Origin of the sequence: Citrobacter sp. Cpo045, assembly GCF_030332875.1 — a bacterium.
Classification (GTDB): Bacteria; Pseudomonadota; Gammaproteobacteria; order Enterobacterales; family Enterobacteriaceae; genus Citrobacter; species Citrobacter portucalensis.
In genome coordinates this window covers 300,167-316,901 of sequence record NZ_JAOWGZ010000086.1, presented here as the reverse complement: position 1 = coordinate 316,901, position 16,735 = coordinate 300,167, and the positions used below count along the sequence as shown (strand labels likewise).

14 protein-coding genes are annotated in these 16,735 nt (G+C 46.1%); 7 read left to right on the top strand and 7 right to left on the bottom strand.

The window, feature by feature from the left end:
• Nucleotide 1: 1 nt before the first annotated feature.
• From tssJ to tssB, 7 genes are read right to left on the bottom strand one after another with little or no spacing between them, the layout of a single operon-like run.
• Complete coding sequence (tssJ, locus tag OGY13_RS08075) at nucleotides 2-508, bottom strand: type VI secretion system lipoprotein TssJ (RefSeq protein ID WP_373371263.1); 507 nt, start codon at nucleotides 506-508, stop codon at nucleotides 2-4.
• A gap of 23 nt (nucleotides 509-531) precedes the next feature.
• Nucleotides 532-1,806 (bottom strand): type VI secretion system-associated FHA domain protein TagH, encoded by a 1,275-nt coding sequence (tagH, locus tag OGY13_RS08070; protein WP_374115578.1) that lies wholly within the window; start codon nucleotides 1,804-1,806, stop codon nucleotides 532-534.
• Between the two features lie 28 nt (nucleotides 1,807-1,834).
• Nucleotides 1,835-2,878, bottom strand: coding sequence for a type VI secretion system baseplate subunit TssG (gene tssG / locus OGY13_RS08065; protein ID WP_213753050.1), 1,044 nt, complete (start codon nucleotides 2,876-2,878; stop codon nucleotides 1,835-1,837).
• On the bottom strand, nucleotides 2,845-4,677 hold the full coding sequence (tssF, locus tag OGY13_RS08060; RefSeq protein WP_213753051.1) for a type VI secretion system baseplate subunit TssF: 1,833 nt from the start codon (nucleotides 4,675-4,677) through the stop codon (nucleotides 2,845-2,847). The genes tssG and tssF overlap by 34 nt, the downstream gene beginning before the upstream one ends.
• Nucleotides 4,678-4,682: 5 nt before the next feature.
• Nucleotides 4,683-5,105 (bottom strand): type VI secretion system baseplate subunit TssE, encoded by a 423-nt coding sequence (gene tssE, locus OGY13_RS08055; protein WP_071445507.1) that lies wholly within the window; start codon nucleotides 5,103-5,105, stop codon nucleotides 4,683-4,685.
• A 5-nt stretch (nucleotides 5,106-5,110) separates the two neighbouring features.
• Entirely contained in the window at nucleotides 5,111-6,592 is a 1,482-nt protein-coding gene (tssC, locus tag OGY13_RS08050; protein WP_071445509.1) for a type VI secretion system contractile sheath large subunit, read from the bottom strand.
• Nucleotides 6,593-6,611: 19 nt separating this feature from the next.
• Nucleotides 6,612-7,118: a type VI secretion system contractile sheath small subunit gene (tssB, locus tag OGY13_RS08045; protein ID WP_213753052.1), complete on the bottom strand. Its 507-nt coding sequence runs from the start codon at nucleotides 7,116-7,118 to the stop codon at nucleotides 6,612-6,614.
• A 673-nt stretch (nucleotides 7,119-7,791) separates the two neighbouring features.
• Here tssB and OGY13_RS08040 point away from each other — a divergent pair.
• From OGY13_RS08040 to OGY13_RS08010, 7 genes are all read left to right on the top strand, one after another.
• A complete protein-coding gene (locus OGY13_RS08040) occupies nucleotides 7,792-8,310 on the top strand; it encodes an Hcp family type VI secretion system effector (protein WP_047408665.1) in 519 nt (172 codons plus the stop codon).
• A gap of 474 nt (nucleotides 8,311-8,784) precedes the next feature.
• Complete coding sequence (locus OGY13_RS08035; protein ID WP_071445514.1) at nucleotides 8,785-9,513, top strand: peptidoglycan recognition protein family protein; 729 nt, start codon at nucleotides 8,785-8,787, stop codon at nucleotides 9,511-9,513.
• 603 nt (nucleotides 9,514-10,116) lie between these two features.
• Entirely contained in the window at nucleotides 10,117-12,090 is a 1,974-nt protein-coding gene (locus OGY13_RS08030; RefSeq protein ID WP_081364675.1) for a type VI secretion system Vgr family protein, read from the top strand.
• A 35-nt stretch (nucleotides 12,091-12,125) separates the two neighbouring features.
• Complete coding sequence (locus tag OGY13_RS08025) at nucleotides 12,126-13,187, top strand: PAAR domain-containing protein (RefSeq protein WP_213753053.1); 1,062 nt, start codon at nucleotides 12,126-12,128, stop codon at nucleotides 13,185-13,187.
• 539 nt (nucleotides 13,188-13,726) lie between these two features.
• Nucleotides 13,727-14,116: a hypothetical protein gene (locus tag OGY13_RS08020; protein WP_186412987.1), complete on the top strand. Its 390-nt coding sequence runs from the start codon at nucleotides 13,727-13,729 to the stop codon at nucleotides 14,114-14,116.
• A 1,129-nt stretch (nucleotides 14,117-15,245) separates the two neighbouring features.
• Nucleotides 15,246-16,355: a hypothetical protein gene (locus OGY13_RS08015; protein ID WP_213752709.1), complete on the top strand. Its 1,110-nt coding sequence runs from the start codon at nucleotides 15,246-15,248 to the stop codon at nucleotides 16,353-16,355.
• Between the two features lie 122 nt (nucleotides 16,356-16,477).
• Nucleotides 16,478-16,633, top strand: a complete 156-nt coding sequence (locus OGY13_RS08010; RefSeq protein ID WP_186805001.1) for a hypothetical protein — start codon at nucleotides 16,478-16,480, stop codon at nucleotides 16,631-16,633.
• The last annotated feature ends 102 nt before the right edge of the window (nucleotides 16,634-16,735 follow it).

Genomic DNA, 16,735 nt, shown 5'->3' with positions numbered 1-16,735 from the left:
CTCAGTTGTCCTCTTTCTTCATTTCGATACTGCCCTGTCGTACATGCACCAGCAGACGGTAGTGATGACCCGCCCCTTCTACTGGTTCGATTTGCTTCCACTCAGTGGCCTGGTCATCAGAGAAGTACGCTACCACACCAATGAACTGCGTTTTTTCATCCAGTTTCACTGGCGGCAACGTTTTTATGGTATCCGGCAGCAGGTTAAAGTCCTGGTGGTCGATATAATTTTTCCCCAGCACCTCCGGCAGCGGCGTGCTGGCAACCATGTCGTAGTCAGCCGCCTGCAACTTCGAGTCATCGCTCATATAAATCAGTTGCACATCGACCGCAGCCGCCTCACCGTCCGCATTGATATTCGTGTCAGGCTCGGTCAGTAACGTGACCGTTACCTCCGATGACTGATCTGCCAGTTTCCCGACCTGAACATCCGGGTTCTTAATCACCTGGCCGAGCTTTTTCACCATTTCGCAGCCTGTCAGGGTGAGGCTGAAAAGCAACATCACCATGCAGAAACGAAAAAAACATCCTGTCATGCTTCCGGCTCCCGCTGTTTTTCGCGCAGTACCCGGTCATACACCTGGGCATAGACTTCGTTAAACAGCATTTCAAAACCCTGCTGGCGGCTGGAGGCCAGTTCGTCGTAGTAATCGCAGTACATTTGCCAGGAACCGGCATCATCCAGCGGCTTTCGCAGTTCATGGCTGCGCCGGTACTGCACAAAGCGACGCATCAGGCTCTGCGGCGAGAACGCATCCAGCAACACGCGCAGCGATTCGACAATCGCGGCGCGGTTGGCCTCTTCGTGATGACGGATATTGCGCAGACTCTCACCAACGGCAGCGGGTGCAGCCAGATGCACTGGACTTTTGCCTTCGGCAAACATCACGTCAAGGGCGGTGGTATAGTCCATATTCAGGCGCAGCGGGTTATCTTCCAGCGGGCGCAGATGCTTGTCCGACAGACTGTTGCGGCGCTGTTGTAGCTCAAGCAGACCTTTTATCGCCGCCTGCAACGTCCGCCCTGCTTCTTCCAGAAAATCATCGGCATCCTGTGAGTTACGCACGGCAAGCGAGCCGCCCAGCCCACGCAACAGCGGGGTCACGGCAAGATGGAGCTGGGCAGTATCTGTCGGTGATGCCGCATCCTCGTAGCGAGTCTGTTGATCGGAATACCGCGGCGGTAAATCCATAAACGGGGTGTCGATCACGCCATCCCTGTCAGGAACAGAAGAGCGGACAGGGACAACCCCCGCAAGCGGATCGCCTGCCACTGTCAGACTTTCCATCTGGAGTGCTTGAAGCGGATCGGCGGAAAAGCTGTTGACCACGGTATCCGCAAGCTGGTGCATTCGGGGCATGCCCGGATACGCAGGCTGACCGTTCGTCGTCAGCAGCGCGTCTGCCAGGCGGTCACGGTTGGTAACGATGGTTTCCGGTGCCGCCATCTGTTCGCTGTAGCTGACCAGCTGTCCATTGTGGATAAATACCTTCAGCGCCAGCGCCCCCAGAACGACCTCATCGCCCTGCCGCAGGCGCACCAGCCCGGTCTCCGTGGACACCGGTGCCAGGTTAATCATCAGCCCCGATACCAGGCTTTTCAGACAAAATGTGCCGTCATGCATCACCACCTGACAGGCGCGTTCGGCAACAGAACCCGCCCTGTCCTGCACCGGCCAGTGGCAGGTGGATGCGTTGCCAATTTCCCCGCCATCGGCGGTAAACAGACATTTTGCGGCGCGTCCGCTCTCCAGTTCGTTACCGTTCATCACCTGTAGCGTCAGTGAGAGTACGGGAGCGTGCGTTATTTCCTCAGCCATTTGCGTTTCCATTAAATTAATCCCTAATATGGAGGGTGACGGTTGGCGGCATTTTCGGCTGGCCGATAAACGCCGTGCGTCCGATACAGGATCGAGAGCGATCGCCCAGCCGCATTCCCTTCGCCTGGTCCGGTGCGAGATCAAGCCGCAGATCCCAGGCGAACTGATCGCGTAGCAGAAAGGAGACAAACATCGTCAGCGCCTGGTGGTTTTCGCCTTCCGGTAAAAAAGAGAGGTAGCGCGCCATCGAGAGATTACCGATCCGCAACAGAAATTTTCCACTGCGATCCGGCACTCTGGCACCGAGGGTAAAATTAACGCCGATCACCGAGCGGCCCGGCACATACCCGGCCGTTTTCCGTTTAGGATTACGCACGCCCAGCCGGTTTTGTTGCGCGGGTTCAAGGACTACCTTACGCAACTGCCAATTTTCGATGCTGACATCAGGTAAATCGAAGCAGTGGCTGACCAGGTTACTTACCACGTCCGGCGAGCGCCCAGGTGTTGCCAGTATCCCGGCGTAGGCCAGCATTTTGCTGTGATTGATGGCGAGTTTGTCTCGCACGCTTTGATTGCCCAGGCCCACCAGCGCATACATCCGCTGTGAAAAGACATCAGTTCCACCGTTGCGAAAACAGACGTAATAGCGGTATTTGCGCCAGACATGGTAAGCAAACTGCGTCCAGCGGTGGCTGAACAGATCGAGGAACGCTTTCAGCCCCTCTTCATTTTGCGCAGATTCGCGCGCCATCCGATCCAGGTAATAGCCGGGCAGCGGCGACTGACTGCCGGAGAAGCCCAGGAATTTTGTCGTCAGGATAAACTGCCCGCTGTCACTGCGTTCAAGCGTACTCAGATCGCTGCCCGGAAAGGCAATACTGGCATCAGATTTGAACAGCGCCACTTCATGCTCCGGTTCGGTGCGCAGGGATGGCTCACAGCCCGGCTCACCATACTGGCGGTACAGTGACTCCATCAGCACATAAAAATTCATCCCGCACACATCCGGGAACGGTAGCGTTTCCCCTACATCAGGGCGTGCTGGCCTGTGTGTTGCCATTCCCAGGACTCCTGACTTTCCGTGTTAATAATTTTGAGGCAGTGAAATGAGTTGATGCTGGCGTACAGCGCAAAAAAGTATGACAGTACGGTACCCAACAGGTAGATCTCGCCTTCACAGACAAAGGGGGCGGGATTGATCCACAGCGTGGTGGACAGACCGCGAACCGGGACGCCTTTAAACAGACGGTCAACCGGGCGGGATTCCATTTTTTCGATGGCATCGAGCTTCTGTGAGGAAAGCCGTGCCTGCTGTGGATGGTGGATACCCGGCATATCGAAGGTACGCAACACCTGGATCAGCGCCTCCCGGTCCAACAGCGAAAGGTAGTTCAGGTTCATGCAGGAAATCAGCGACCAGTGCATATCGCCATCCGTTACTGGATACAGAGGACGGGTCGGGCGCGTAACGTTGCTGAACGATGCCACCGCTGGATTTTTGTTAACAGGAACGCAGATATCGCCGGTATGCAGTGACGCAGGTAACATTCGGTTAGTGCACACCAGCGAAGCGGTGAATACTTCACCGTTCAGTCGGGAAGGGTCGGGCTGATTGCCATCGGCGTGAACAAAGGCAATGGCGTGTTCCAGACCACGATGAAACAGGGAGGTTCTGGTGCGGTGGTGCCAGTAGACAACTTCACGCTGACGGCTGTACTCGATCTGATGCTGAAACCCTTCAAACTCAGGCCAGATATGTATTGCTTCATCAGGACCGGGAGTTTTATCCGACGCTGCAACCTTACTGGAAACCGTCTTCACCTGGAAAACATCATAGTGTTCCGGGTTCTGTTGACTGGCCCGTAACGCATATTGCGGTGAACTGTCGTCCGGCCTGACAGGCTCAGAATGGTGAGCGAATAAATTCACCACCGGCGTACAGTACAGGCGCAGTGAATCTTTGCGAAGCTTGATATCCACAGGTAATGGCAGATTAAAATGCAAACGCAGTGTAAACGCGCCGACCGGGAAGTCTGCCGGTAGCGACGTGGCCCCCTGTAAATGAAAGAAGAAAAAGCTCTCCGGGTAGCAAAAATACTCCTGAAGCACGCGATAGCCACTATGGACGTTTTTCGGCCACGGCAATAGTGCATCTTCCCGTTCAAACCCAGCTGCGTTCAGCCACAAATCCGGTAGGGGAATACGCCGCTCTCCAGCCACCAGTTCCGCATCCATTAACCGCTCACTGAACCATAAATAGAGTTGCTGGCGGGTATAGTCATCTCCGTTTCCCAGCCAGAAAGTGAGTTTATTCAGATCCAATGTGTCGGGAGAAACACTACCTTCGGTGAAAAAATCAATGTCAACGTACCCTTTTTTCAGCGTGCTGGTGTTACGCACATCGCGAATATGTAACGGTTGCAGCCAGGTATCGCGTGCCAGAGTAAAATGGCATACAGGAGACTGGGTAGCATCATCCCCGGCCAGAATCTTACGTCCCGAAGACGTCACGCGAACCGGGCCTGAGCAAATCAGTTCATCACGACAAACCTGAACGGGCGCAGAAAACTGTGTCGCAACAGGGTTGTATTCAACCACGGCCATTGACGGCACAGGACGTAAATAATTGGGCCACAGCATATTAATCAGGCTGTGCGTAAACTCCGGGAACTCATCCTCCAGCTTTTGCCGCAGGCCACCAGAAAGGAAAGCAAATGCCTCCATCAGGCGTTCCACATCAGGATCGCCCTCTTTCTCGGCCAGAAAACGGGCAAGATGGGGTTTTTCACGACCAAGAAGTTTGCCCAGTTGACGCAGATAGTCCAGTTCTTCGCGGTAATAACGCTCTTCGAAGGCCATCAGGTTTACTCCACGCACCAGTGCTGGTGGTTATCCAGCAGAATGTCAAACTCCAGGACATCCTGCCTGTCGCTGAAATCCATATATGCCACAATATGAAAACGCAGGTTCAGTGGCGCATGGCTATCCTCTGTGGCAGCAGTCACCGCCACATCCGATATCCGGGGTTCGTAACGCAGAATACAGTTCTGGATCGCCTGAACCATCCATTCCCGGATGTTCTGGCGCTCGGGTGGCCTGTCGATAAAATCCGTGATCCCCAGCTCCGGTGAGCCATAACAGCTACCGGAACGGGTGTTGAGGATATTGCGCAGGTTATCGCGTATAGAATGCAACAGCGCCGTCTTTGGGCGCTGGCGTGAAGATGGTTTTGCCGCCTCCCCGATACGTTCAAACAGACTCCCCCCAGACTCCCGCTCCATTATCATGGTGACTACTCTTTATCCAGACGCCCGACCAGGGACAACTCAAATGATGCCCCCATGTACTTAAAGTGCGGACGGACGCTCAGAGCAACCTGGTACCAGCCTGGTTCACCTTCCACATCAGAGACTTCAATCTTCGCCTGACGCAGCGGTTTACGGCTGCGCACGTCAGAAGGCGGGTTCTCCTGGTCAGCTACGTACTGGCGTATCCAGCCGTTCAGCTCACGCTCCAGATCCCCTCTTTCTTTCCATGAACCAAGCTGTTCGCGTTGCAATACTTTGATGTAGTGCGCCAGTCGGTTAATGATGAAAAGATAAGGGAGCTGCGTACCAAGTTTGTAGTTGGTTTCAGCCTCCTTCCCTTCCACCGTGTTAGGGAACACTTTGGGTTTCTGAACCGAATTGGCAGAGAAAAATGCCGCATTATCAGAGCCTTTGCGCATTGTCAGAGTAATAAAGCCCTGCTCCGCCAGTTCATACTCCCGCCGGTCGGTAATGAGAATTTCGGTCGGAACTTTGGCCTGAAGCTGGCCCATGGCTTCATATAAATGCACCGGCAAATCTTTTACCGCGCCACCGCTCTGCGGACCGACGATATTTGGGCACCAGCGGGTGGACATGAAACTTTCAGCCATGTTTGCCGCAAGCAAAAAAGCCGTGTTTCCCCACAGATAATGCTCATGATTTTTGCTGACGTTTTCATGGTAGTTAAAGCTCTTAACCGGGTTTTCATCCGGTGCATAAGGATGACGCAGCAGGAAACGCGGTGCTGTCAGGCCCAGATTGCGGGAATCTTCGGACTCGCGCAACGAACGCCATTTGGTGTAGGCCGGGCCTTCAAAAATAGCAGCAACGTCTTTAATGCCAGGAAGTTCGGTAAACGAATCCAGACCAAAGAATTCCGGTGATACGGAAGACAGAAATGGGCAGTGGCTCATCGCACTGACGGCGCTAACATACTTCAGCAGCTTCATATCAGCAGCGGTATTGTTAAAAGCGTAATTGCCAATCACTGCGGCAAACGGCTCACCGCCAAACTGACCAAAACCGCTGGAATAGACATGCCGATAGAACCCAGACTGGGTTATTTCCGCTGAAAATTCAAAGTCATCCAACAGCTCTTCTTTAGTAGCGTGCATGATGTGAATTTTGATGTTTTCACGCGGATCGGCATGGTCAACCAGCAGCTTCAGTGAGCGTAGGAACGACTCCATCTCTTGAAACTCCGGGGCATGGAGGATCAGATCCATCTGGCGGCCCATACGCGCATCAATATCAGCAATCATGCCGTTAACGGCCAGGATATCGACTGATTCTGCCTCATCATCCTGCAACATTGCGGTGATAAAGGCAGTCACACCTTGACGGGCGATATCGTAGCTTTCTGATTCTGGTTTAAAACGGGTCTGCGCCATGATCTCATCCAGCAGGCTGGGTGCGGCGACAGATGCAGTGGAAGCAAGCGCTTCCGGTAAGGTGGTTTCTGACATACTGAAATCCTTGTACAAGTTATTTCCGGCCAGCGAGGCCCAGCTCCGCAATCAGTTGTTCGCGGCTCTTTTCGTCAGCAAGCAGAGCCTGAAGTTGCGCACGGAAGGCAGGCATATTGCCCATTGGCCCCCGGAGTGCAACCAGCGCTTCGCGCAGTTCCAGCATTTTGCGCATCTCCGGAACCAGGGCGGCAATATTGTCCGGTGACAGATCGGCCAGTGATTTCACTTTCAGATTGACGTTCATACGTACATCAGAAGCTTCGCTAAGCGCAGAGGGCACCGTAAAATCACGCCCGATATCCGCCTGATCCAGCACGGCGTTAAAATTGTTACGATTAATAGCAACAGGCTGGCGTTCGTCCAGCGGAGTGTCATCTGTTCCACCTGTCAGATTGCCGGTTACTAATAAATTAAGCGGCAGTTCCACTTCTGCTGTCTGGTTTCCCGTTTTCGGCTGAAATTTAATATTTACACGTTCTTTAGGGGCAATACTGCCACTGCTGTCATTTTTTCTGCTGCTCATAAAAATAGTCCGTAAGATTGTCGCTCGAGCCATGAACACAGCATTTTCGTTACTACAAAAAATTACTAACAATGCCGTTCCAGTGGCAGTAAAAGATAAATTCCACACCCTTCATGCTCCGCATTTTACGCTCAATGATAAATTTTAAAAGATCTTTTTCTTCAATTGAAAGAAGGGTATGATTTTATTATCCGCTCGATAGATATAAGTACAGAAGAAACAAAAGCAACACAAATCGCACAATGCAAAACCATAACACATTGAATTTAAATGAATTTATTTTATGCATTATCAGGAATAATTATAGTGGATTGCTATGTATAAAACTTATGGATAAAAGGATGAAACATATTAAGAAACACCTCACAGACTTTTCTCAATAAAGCGCAGCGAATATAATATTATTCATGATTAACCAATGTCCATTTCCAGACACAGGCATCTGAGAAAATGAATTGCAATAGTTGATAATATATATTTAGATTAAATTAAAAACATAATTAATAAATATTAAATATCATTCATCGAGTTACCACATCTTCGGTTTGTTCGTAAGCCGGATGCAGAAGCATAATGCGACTCCTGGAGTGAGCCGCATTATTATCGGCCTGTCGGGAATTAACGGCAGACCACCGGAAATAGTTGTTAACAACACCCACAAGGAGCACGACAAATGCCAACCCCATGTTACATTTCAATAACAGGCCAGACTCAGGGCAATATCACCGCTGGCGCATTCACCGCCGATTCTGTCGGTAACATCTATGTGCAGGGCCACGAAGACGAAATGCTGGTGCAGGAGTTTTTGCACAACGTCACCGTGCCAACCGACCCACAGTCCGGTCAGCCCGCAGGCCAGCGTGCCCACAAGCCATTCATCTTTACCGTGGCGCTGAATAAAGCCGTTCCGCTACTGTATAACGCGCTGGCGTCCGGTGAGATGCTGCCAAAAGTTGAACTGCACTGGTGGCGCACTTCTGTCGAAGGTAAGCAGGAACATTACTTCACTACCCGCCTGACGGACTCAACGATTGTGGATATGAACCTGCATATGCCGCACTGCCAGGACCCGACACAGCGTGAGTTCACTCAACTGCTCGCCGTATCACTGGCGTACCGTAAAGTCGAGTGGGAACACATCAAGTCCGGTACTTCCGGTGCTGACGACTGGCGTGCACCGCTGGAAGCATAAGTTAAAACCACAGCATCCGGCCCTCACGGGCAGGGTGCTGTTTTTGTATTGCGCCACAGGCAATCAATAAAGAAGAAGGCTGTCAGTAAGGAATTACGTTTTTACGGGAGATGGCGGACGCCGGAAACTTCGGCGGTAGCGTGCCTGAACGCAAGCGTAACACTGTACGTACCGTCACAGTCACTAAACAGCGAGAGTCATACTTTAGGGAGGTTGATATGTCGTTAAAAGGACAGAGTTTTACAATGGAAGCAGAATAGATAGCAGTGCCAAATAGTAGAGTAATTAAAGGGAAAGCAGGCCGGGTAGTACGTAACGCACGTAGACCTATGGCTGTGATGATTTTGCAGTGTGAACACATAAGAGAAGTATATTTCCCGCACGATGGCCATCATAAAATTCACAATAAAATCAACACGTTAATTTATAAATTCATGAGCATTTAGTCATCAATTACATTCAAACGGTCTTAATATGGAAAACGATTATTATAAAGTAACTGAAGAGTTGATTCATACAGGGCTTGATGCAATATCAAAGTCCATAAAAGAACGTAAAAAAAAGAACGAGGTAAGGGAATCTATATTTTCTGATTTGCATGAAGCAGGAATAACTGTCAGAAAACGAAGTGATTGGAAAGCAAAAACCACCCCAGGAAGTGATGGTGAAGACTGGGACTATCCTGCAATTGTAATACATCATGCTGGAAATAGTTACTCATGTACTAAAGATGGGGAAGCTAAAATGCGCCAGGCTGAAGAAACCGACATCAAAAGTTTTAATCACTTAAGTTATCATTATGCTATAGATTGCACAGGTGTAGTTTATGAAGCTCTGGATATAAGAGAAAAAGGCGCTCACCTAAAAGGGGCAAACACAGGAAAAATTGGTATAGTTTTTTTATCAGATTTTAGTTTACCAGGTGAAGCCTCACAATTTGGACCATCCCGATGGGGATCATTAAGTGAGTTTGCCGGACAAGTTAAGGATGACTGGGATATATCCGTTGATATACCTACCGATAAACAGAAAAATGCTATTAACGTCTTAGTTAGGACTCTTATAAAATTTTTCCCAATCACACAGTTAGGAGGACATAGGGAGTTTGCCTCTTTAAATGGCTTAGGTCGTGCTTGTCCAGGAACTTATGGTCTTCAGATTGCTGCCAATCTCAGAACAAAGTTCAAGTTAAGTGCCCCCTGAAATTAACACTTGTTTTCGAATGAAAATTTTTCTCGAGTACAATATTATATATGCGATCCCATTCATTCCATAAATTTATCATCTTATCTATTTTTTTATATTTTCTACTTGGAATAGATAAACAGCTATACTATGAAGAAGGCGACATGCCCTGGATACCAATTCCTTTCATTAAACACACCATATCATCAACTTTATTTTTTGAATTACCTGTCTCGCCTTCTGACATTCTAAGAGATTCACCAACAACCAAAAATGAGAATGATAAATTGTATAATTACTGCCAAGTAAGGTATGGAAAACAACTATCGGAATGTAGAAAAACAATAAAGAAAAAACTTCTTACTAATGGATTCTATATACCCGACTGAATGATACGACCGTCTAATATAACGGCCCAGATAAATCCAGGAGACATGTATTTTCTGCTAACAAAATGCAAGATAAGAATTAACATGAGTTACAGAATAAACATTGATGAAAAATTAAACTTACAGGATATAGTTATCTGATGTTTCACTCCTCTACTAAACAACCAAATTAATAAAAGCATTGTAAGAGAATTTGAGGTAAATCCGTTGACAATCACCATCAGGAGGTAATATGTCGTTAAAAGGACTGCGCTTCACACTGGCAGTGGACGGTCTGTCGGAAATGACCACCGCGGTGGTCAGTTTTCGACTTACTCAGCATTACTCAAAACCTTTCCAGCTAATAGTGGATATTGCCAGCGGTCTTTCTGACCTGACCGCAACTGATTTCCTGGAAAAAAATGCCGTACTGACCATCTGGCAGGGAATGGAGCCATTACGCTATATCAGTGGTATTGTCTCTGCCGTAACCCTCAGTGAAAACAATCACTGGCAGATGGGATACCATATAATTATCTCACCACCACTCTGGAGAAGCGGTTTACGCCAGAACTTCCGCATCTTCCAGCAGCAGGATATCAAAGCCATCTCCTCCACCCTGCTCAGTGAAAATGGTATCACCGGGTGGACCCCGGTATTTTATGAGCCGCACCCGGCACGCGAGTTCTGCGTGCAGTACGGTGAGACTGACCTTGCCTTCCTGAACCGCCTGTGGTCAGAAGAAGGCATCTTTTATTTTGACTGGTGCACTCCGGAAGGGACAGAGCAAAAGCTGGTACTTTGCGATGATGTGGCAGGAGTATCGTCACTGGGATCCATGCCATTTAATCCGAATACGACGGCCGAGGCATCCACCGAACACATCAGCCAGTTCAGATATCATGCGCAGATACGGCCTTCATCCGTCGAAACTCAGGACTACACCTTCAAAACGCCCGCCTGGCCCGGCTATTACAACCGCGCTGCTGAGAACCTGAACGGCCAACTCACGCAGTATGAAATCTTCGATTATCCCGGACGTTTCAAAGACGAATCCCACGGACAGGCGTTTGCCCGCTACCAGATTGAGGGCCGGAGACATAATGCAGAGACAGCAACAGGTTACAGTAACTCACCAAAAATGTGGCCGGGGAAGCGCTTTACCCTGACAGGACATCCATCAGTATCGCTGAACAGGGAATGGCAGATTGTGGGTAGCGTACTGGCAGGAGACCAGCCGCAGGCACTGCATGGCAGTCAGGGAACAGGAACCACTCTCAGCAATCGTTTCGAGGTTATCCCGGCCGACAGAACATGGCGTGTCCCTCCCCTGCCGAAGCCCTCCGTAGACGGCCCACAGAGCGCCATCGTCACCGGCCCGGCCGGGGAAGAAATCTTCTGTGACGAACATGGCCGGGTGCGGATACGTTTTCACTGGGACCGTTACTGTCCGGGGAATGAGGACAGTTCGTGCTGGGTACGGGTATCGCAGGCGTGGGCGGGAACGGGATTTGGCAATCTCGCCATTCCGCGTGTGGGCCAGGAGGTTATTGTGGACTTCCTCAACGGCGACCCGGACCAGCCCATCATCATGGGACGCACCTACCACCAGGACAACCGCCCACCGGGCAGTCTGCCGGGCACGAAAACGCAGATGACCATCCGCTCGAAAACCTATAAAGGCGGCGGATTTAACGAGCTGACGTTTGATGACGCCACCGGAAAGGAGCGGGTGTATATCCATGCGCAGAAGAACATGGATACGGAGGTGCTGCACGACCGGACCACGACGGTAAACAACAACCATACGGAGACGGTGGTTGTGGGGCAAACAGTGAAGGTGGGCAGTAAAAAGGCAGGTGGTCATGACCAGACGGTGACGGTAGCTAATGATCAAAAAACAACGGTAGTTAATAATCAGATCACCGAAGTTACTGAAGGAAATAAAACAACCGATATAGATAAAGGAGATCAGGAAATTACCCTTCATGAAGGGAAGCAAACAATAAAGGTAAAAAAAACCATCAGCGTTTCTTCAGAAGAGAAGATCGAGTTTATTTGTGGAGAGTCGAGCATTACCTTGTTGGAGAATGGAGAAATTACGATTAGTGGAAAAATAATTAAGAATACTGCGAAAGATGAATATCATGTCAATACCAAAAAATTATCAGCAGATGGTAGCGAGGAACAGGTGCTGACCGGTGGCATGTTAAAATTAAATCCATAATTAAATTAGTTAATTGCCACATAAGAGAATGCGATATGGGTAAGGATGCAGCAAGACAAACGGCAGATACAGCCGGACATGATGGGCCAATAACATCAGGCAGTAGTAATGTCTCAACAGGAGGTTTTCCGGCTGCTCGAATGGGGGATACTTTTGTTTGTAAAGAGCATGGGCCCGGTGTAATCAGTGAAGGTTCTAAAACAGTTACAATAAATGGAATACCCGCCGCCAGAAAAGGGGATAAGGTAGTTTTTGGTAAAAAATCATTACCACCGACAACAGGACCTAAACTTCCTGAATATCATTCTATAACAATAGTTAAAAATACAAATGAAGATGGCTCGGTAAAAAATCCAAATGGCTCAGATGAGTTTAAATTATATACTGGATACGCAGTGTCAGCTCTAACGGATGGTGATGGTGATGGTGATGGTGATGGTGATGGTCAATATGATACGAGTGACTTAAAAGCAGGCATTATAGATTTTCAACTAAATCATCCGATTGGAGAAAGTGGGACGAACATTAGTCTCGGAGGTACTGTTGGCAAGGCTGAAATGAAGGCAGGGACAGTTGCAAATGAGGATGTACATTCCAGCTCGGTTGATGCAAAGTTAGAGGGTATTTCTGGGAATGTAGACCTCAGTTCAGGAAAAGCAGGATCTGGTGACTATGTGGAGGCAAAAGCTGAAGGTACAATCGGGTTAGCTGAAGGAAAAGGCAACTATAATTTAACACACGATCTTGACGAAGCAAGAGTTGGTGCCGCCTTTGAACTTGGAGCAGAGGCAGCTGTTGCAAAAGGGCAGCTTTCAGGTGCTATAGACTCAAAATATTTTAAATTGAAAGGTTCCGTTGATGGAACTGCTGGGTCGGCAGGTTTAGGATTGGGAGGAGGGGCATGGGTGGATTTTGATAATATAATGGTAAAAGTTCAATTGTCAGGGAAAATAGCATTTATATTAGGATTAGGGGGCGATATTGATATCCAGCTTGGACCATTTACTAGCGTCCCTATTCAAGAGCGACTTGGATTTACCTCTTCCAAATCTGGTATAGTGCTATCAGGTGCATCTACTGTTACTATTGGGGGATAATATGAGTAAAATTATTCGCATATCAGAATCTGTCTTTCCATTATACAATAATCTTGTATTTAGATTTTTTTTAGGTATTGCCCTATACCTCCTTTCAGTATATATTATATTTCATCACGTTCGAAATATAACATCATTAAAAATAGTACACCTACTTGGTATTTATGCTTTTTTTTACTATACTATTTTTTCAATGATAGATGGTGGTGCTAAACGATTAGCTGCATTTCATATAAAAAATAATAGTACCAACATCGACAGACAACCAATAAAATGGTATTTATCCAATCAATTTAACATATCAAGATTCCTTAAGCTCATATTTGTCTTTATATATATATATGCGTGTTTCATGTATCTTATGTACATACCATAATTGACAACCACCACTCATAGCAACATTTAAGCAATGGCTAATTTTAAATCCTTATTCATTCTGCACATCAAACTTTATAAATACAACCAAGACAACTCAGAAATATTATTATGAAAAAAATGATAAGATAGAAAATTTAGGAACTGTTGTTGGTAAAGTAGAAATGAATGCAGGTACTATCTCAAACGATAAACAGTTATCAGGAACATATGGTGTAAAGGCTACCGGTTTTTCTATAAATACGGGGGTTAGTTTTGGAAAGGAAAATTCGGGTGATTTTAAAGATATAAAAATAGAAGGAACATTTGGAACTGCTGAAGCAAAAGCCTCTGAAACATTAATTAATGGTGAGGATGAGCATCAAGGAGGCGCTGCTTTTGAATTGGGGGCTGAAGCAGCTGCCGCAAAAGGCGAATTATCAAGTGCTCTGGAATCTAAATATTTAAAACAAAAAAGTTCCCTTGCTGTAAGTGCTGGCTCAGTAGGGGGAGGCCTGAAAAGTGGGGTTTGGTGGGATACAGATAATCTCATGTTCAGAGTAAAGCTGGCATGAAAGCTTGCACTGGTTATTGGAATTGATTGGGAGGAAGATATACAAATAGGCCCCTTCACTGAAACCCCTTGGCCTGTATTACTGGGGTTGGCAATTTCAACATCAGGTGTTATATTGACTGGAAAAACAAACGTCATCATTGGAGGTTAGTATTGTTCTTCTATGAAACTTTAAGCAATATTATCAAGGTGTATCATAACAAATTTTTAGATTTTATTTTGGTATTGCATTGTCATCTCTGATTTGCTTTTTATTGATTAAAAACATACATCATGTACATAGCATTATACTTGTTAAATTTCTTGTGGCGTTATCAGGATTTATGTTTTTTACTATAGCGCATTTTCATTAGTCGACATTGGGATTGAAAAATATACTCCTTCCATATCAAATTTAACAATGATAATATTAATAAAAAGCTAATTTCTTCATTCGCGAGGTATAAATACACGATAAATATCTCTCTGAAGCTGTGTGTTTTTATTTTATATTTACATGGTTTTTAATTTCATAATACTTAAATATTAAAAACATTTTATAATAAACAATGAATATTTCAGATTTAAATTAGCCAATGTGACAAAATTTTTAAAACATCACCTAGAAAGATGGTTTTTATTATTAACCCAAGTTGGCACTATGCCAATGGACACTGGCTTGGCGAACGCTTTTTTTTATTGGTTGTTACTTTTTTCTCTTATCGATTCAACTATCGGTAATGTGGAATTATTCCATTCAGGTGTAGCAACTGTTATCATTGGAGGTTAAATGAACCAATACAATAGAATGTTTAGAATGTTATTTGGGGTTGTAGCTTTTTTACTACTTTCCTGCATTAGTGTTATGTTAAATGATGATTTACAATACACTCGATTGTCAACTATATGCTTTCTTATCGGCTGTTATCTGTTTTTGTATTTTCTCTTATTGATACTGGCGTCAATAATATTGTATCGTTCCATCAAAAATATAACCAAGAAAATATCAAAAAATCATTTCTTAAAAATTTCATTGAAGGAGAGAATCTGGTATCTAAAGGATATAAATTGGCTTTTAATTTGGGTTTTCTAGTTGTGATGTATTTTATGTTAAAAAACGAAATGTAGATAATCCAGAGAGAGTTATTATAATGAGAGAAAGCAATAACAAACCATCCATCCCAAGGGCAGTGACATATAGTTTTGAATACCAAAAAGAGCATTTTTGGCGATGCCGCTATACATCCTCAGAAGTAACAAGCTTATATTACAAGATATTACTCCCACTAGATGTAAAACCGGTCAGCATTAAACCTGAGCTAATCGCAGGAACCAATAACCTCTATGCTATTGGCTGCTATCAGACCATTTCTGGAGCAAAATACCCCTTTACAGAAGTTGATGTAGTCTATGAACATATAAATAACGACATCGATGCCAGTGACTGGGGAGAATATATATTAGACCTTTTAGGTGAAGAAATCCTTTACTGTAAATATTATTATAGCGTTAGTGGTCGATATGCTGATTTTTTGACAAAAAAAGATATCGATAACGAAACCATCACATCAAGAATCAGAGTATTTAAAAATTATGATTTTGAAAACAACAGGGCCAATGTGATAATGGTAAAAGCCTGTTGCAACTGGAAGGATTATGAATCGCTGGCTGAGGATCTCTTTCATTGTGTGAATTTTTTCACTTTAATTAATGACTCAAAATGGCATTTGGCAGAAGAACTAAAGAGTATAAATCTGGATGTACCTGCAAACCATTCCTTTTATTACCCTGCCTCATGGCTATATTCAGAACGATATAATAACGAAAAGATGAGCTACTATTCGTTATCTTTAAAAGAAGAAAGTAACGTTCATGGCATTATTGATGGCTATTTTTTATACCATGATGCGGCAATCAATAAAGAACAGGTTTGTAAACTAATTGTCAGTCAACTAAAAGAAAATAATCACCTTGAAATTGATGAAATTTCACTAAGAGTACGCAAAGATATCTTCAATAAGAACATTACGGAATTATGGACTGGTGAGTTAAAAGTAAAGAATGCAAGAAATGGAGAAGGCATGTTAGTTGTTTTTGCCGGAAAGATTCAGGAAAGTTGGTTCTATATAATTGGGTCATTTGCTCTACAAAAACAACATTTCGGTTCCTGGGCCGCGGGAAAACGAGCAATAGATATTATCTTAAATTCACTTAATAACTACGACTTAGAGTATGAAGATCAGTTTTATATTGAGCATTGATATAACACTCAATAGACCCAATAATTTAGCAGAGTAGGTAGCGTGCCTGAACACAAGCGTAACACTGTACTGCCGCTGAACAGCGGAATGTCTTTATTCCTGTAAACACCAGGGAGAACAACATGTCATTAAAAGAATTGCGTTTTACGCTGAACGTGGACGGACTGCCGGAGACAGCCACCGCAGTGGTGGGCTTCGGCCTTTACCAGCCACATTCCACTCCTTTTGCCCTCAAAGTGGACATCGCCAGCGGGCTTCCGGACCTGGTGGCAGCTTAGGGCAAGATCACGAAAGAGCGGCAATGGACAGAGAGTACCTCGCGTCAATCCTTGCGGGGTTTCGTAATCTTGCCCTGGATTTTGCGACCCTTATAATAAGGC

Excerpts from the sequence above, each read along its gene's own strand:
- tssC (WP_071445509.1), bottom strand. The coding sequence starts at position 6,592 with ATGTCAGAAACCACCTTACCGGAAGCGCTTGCTTCCACTGCATCTGTC.
- OGY13_RS08020 (WP_186412987.1), top strand. The coding sequence starts at position 13,727 with ATGAATGCAGGTACTATCTCAAACGATAAACAGTTATCAGGAACATAT.
- tssE (WP_071445507.1), bottom strand. The coding sequence starts at position 5,105 with ATGATAATGGAGCGGGAGTCTGGGGGGAGTCTGTTTGAACGTATCGGG.
- tssF (WP_213753051.1), bottom strand. The coding sequence starts at position 4,677 with ATGGCCTTCGAAGAGCGTTATTACCGCGAAGAACTGGACTATCTGCGT.
- OGY13_RS08030 (WP_081364675.1), top strand. The coding sequence starts at position 10,117 with ATGTCGTTAAAAGGACTGCGCTTCACACTGGCAGTGGACGGTCTGTCG.
- OGY13_RS08035 (WP_071445514.1), top strand. The coding sequence starts at position 8,785 with ATGGAAAACGATTATTATAAAGTAACTGAAGAGTTGATTCATACAGGG.
- OGY13_RS08010 (WP_186805001.1), top strand. The coding sequence starts at position 16,478 with ATGTCATTAAAAGAATTGCGTTTTACGCTGAACGTGGACGGACTGCCG.
- tssG (WP_213753050.1), bottom strand. The coding sequence starts at position 2,878 with ATGGCAACACACAGGCCAGCACGCCCTGATGTAGGGGAAACGCTACCG.
- tssJ (WP_373371263.1), bottom strand. The coding sequence starts at position 508 with ATGGTGATGTTGCTTTTCAGCCTCACCCTGACAGGCTGCGAAATGGTG.
- OGY13_RS08040 (WP_047408665.1), top strand. The coding sequence starts at position 7,792 with ATGCCAACCCCATGTTACATTTCAATAACAGGCCAGACTCAGGGCAAT.
- tssB (WP_213753052.1), bottom strand. The coding sequence starts at position 7,118 with ATGAGCAGCAGAAAAAATGACAGCAGTGGCAGTATTGCCCCTAAAGAA.
- OGY13_RS08015 (WP_213752709.1), top strand. The coding sequence starts at position 15,246 with ATGAGAGAAAGCAATAACAAACCATCCATCCCAAGGGCAGTGACATAT.
- OGY13_RS08025 (WP_213753053.1), top strand. The coding sequence starts at position 12,126 with ATGGGTAAGGATGCAGCAAGACAAACGGCAGATACAGCCGGACATGAT.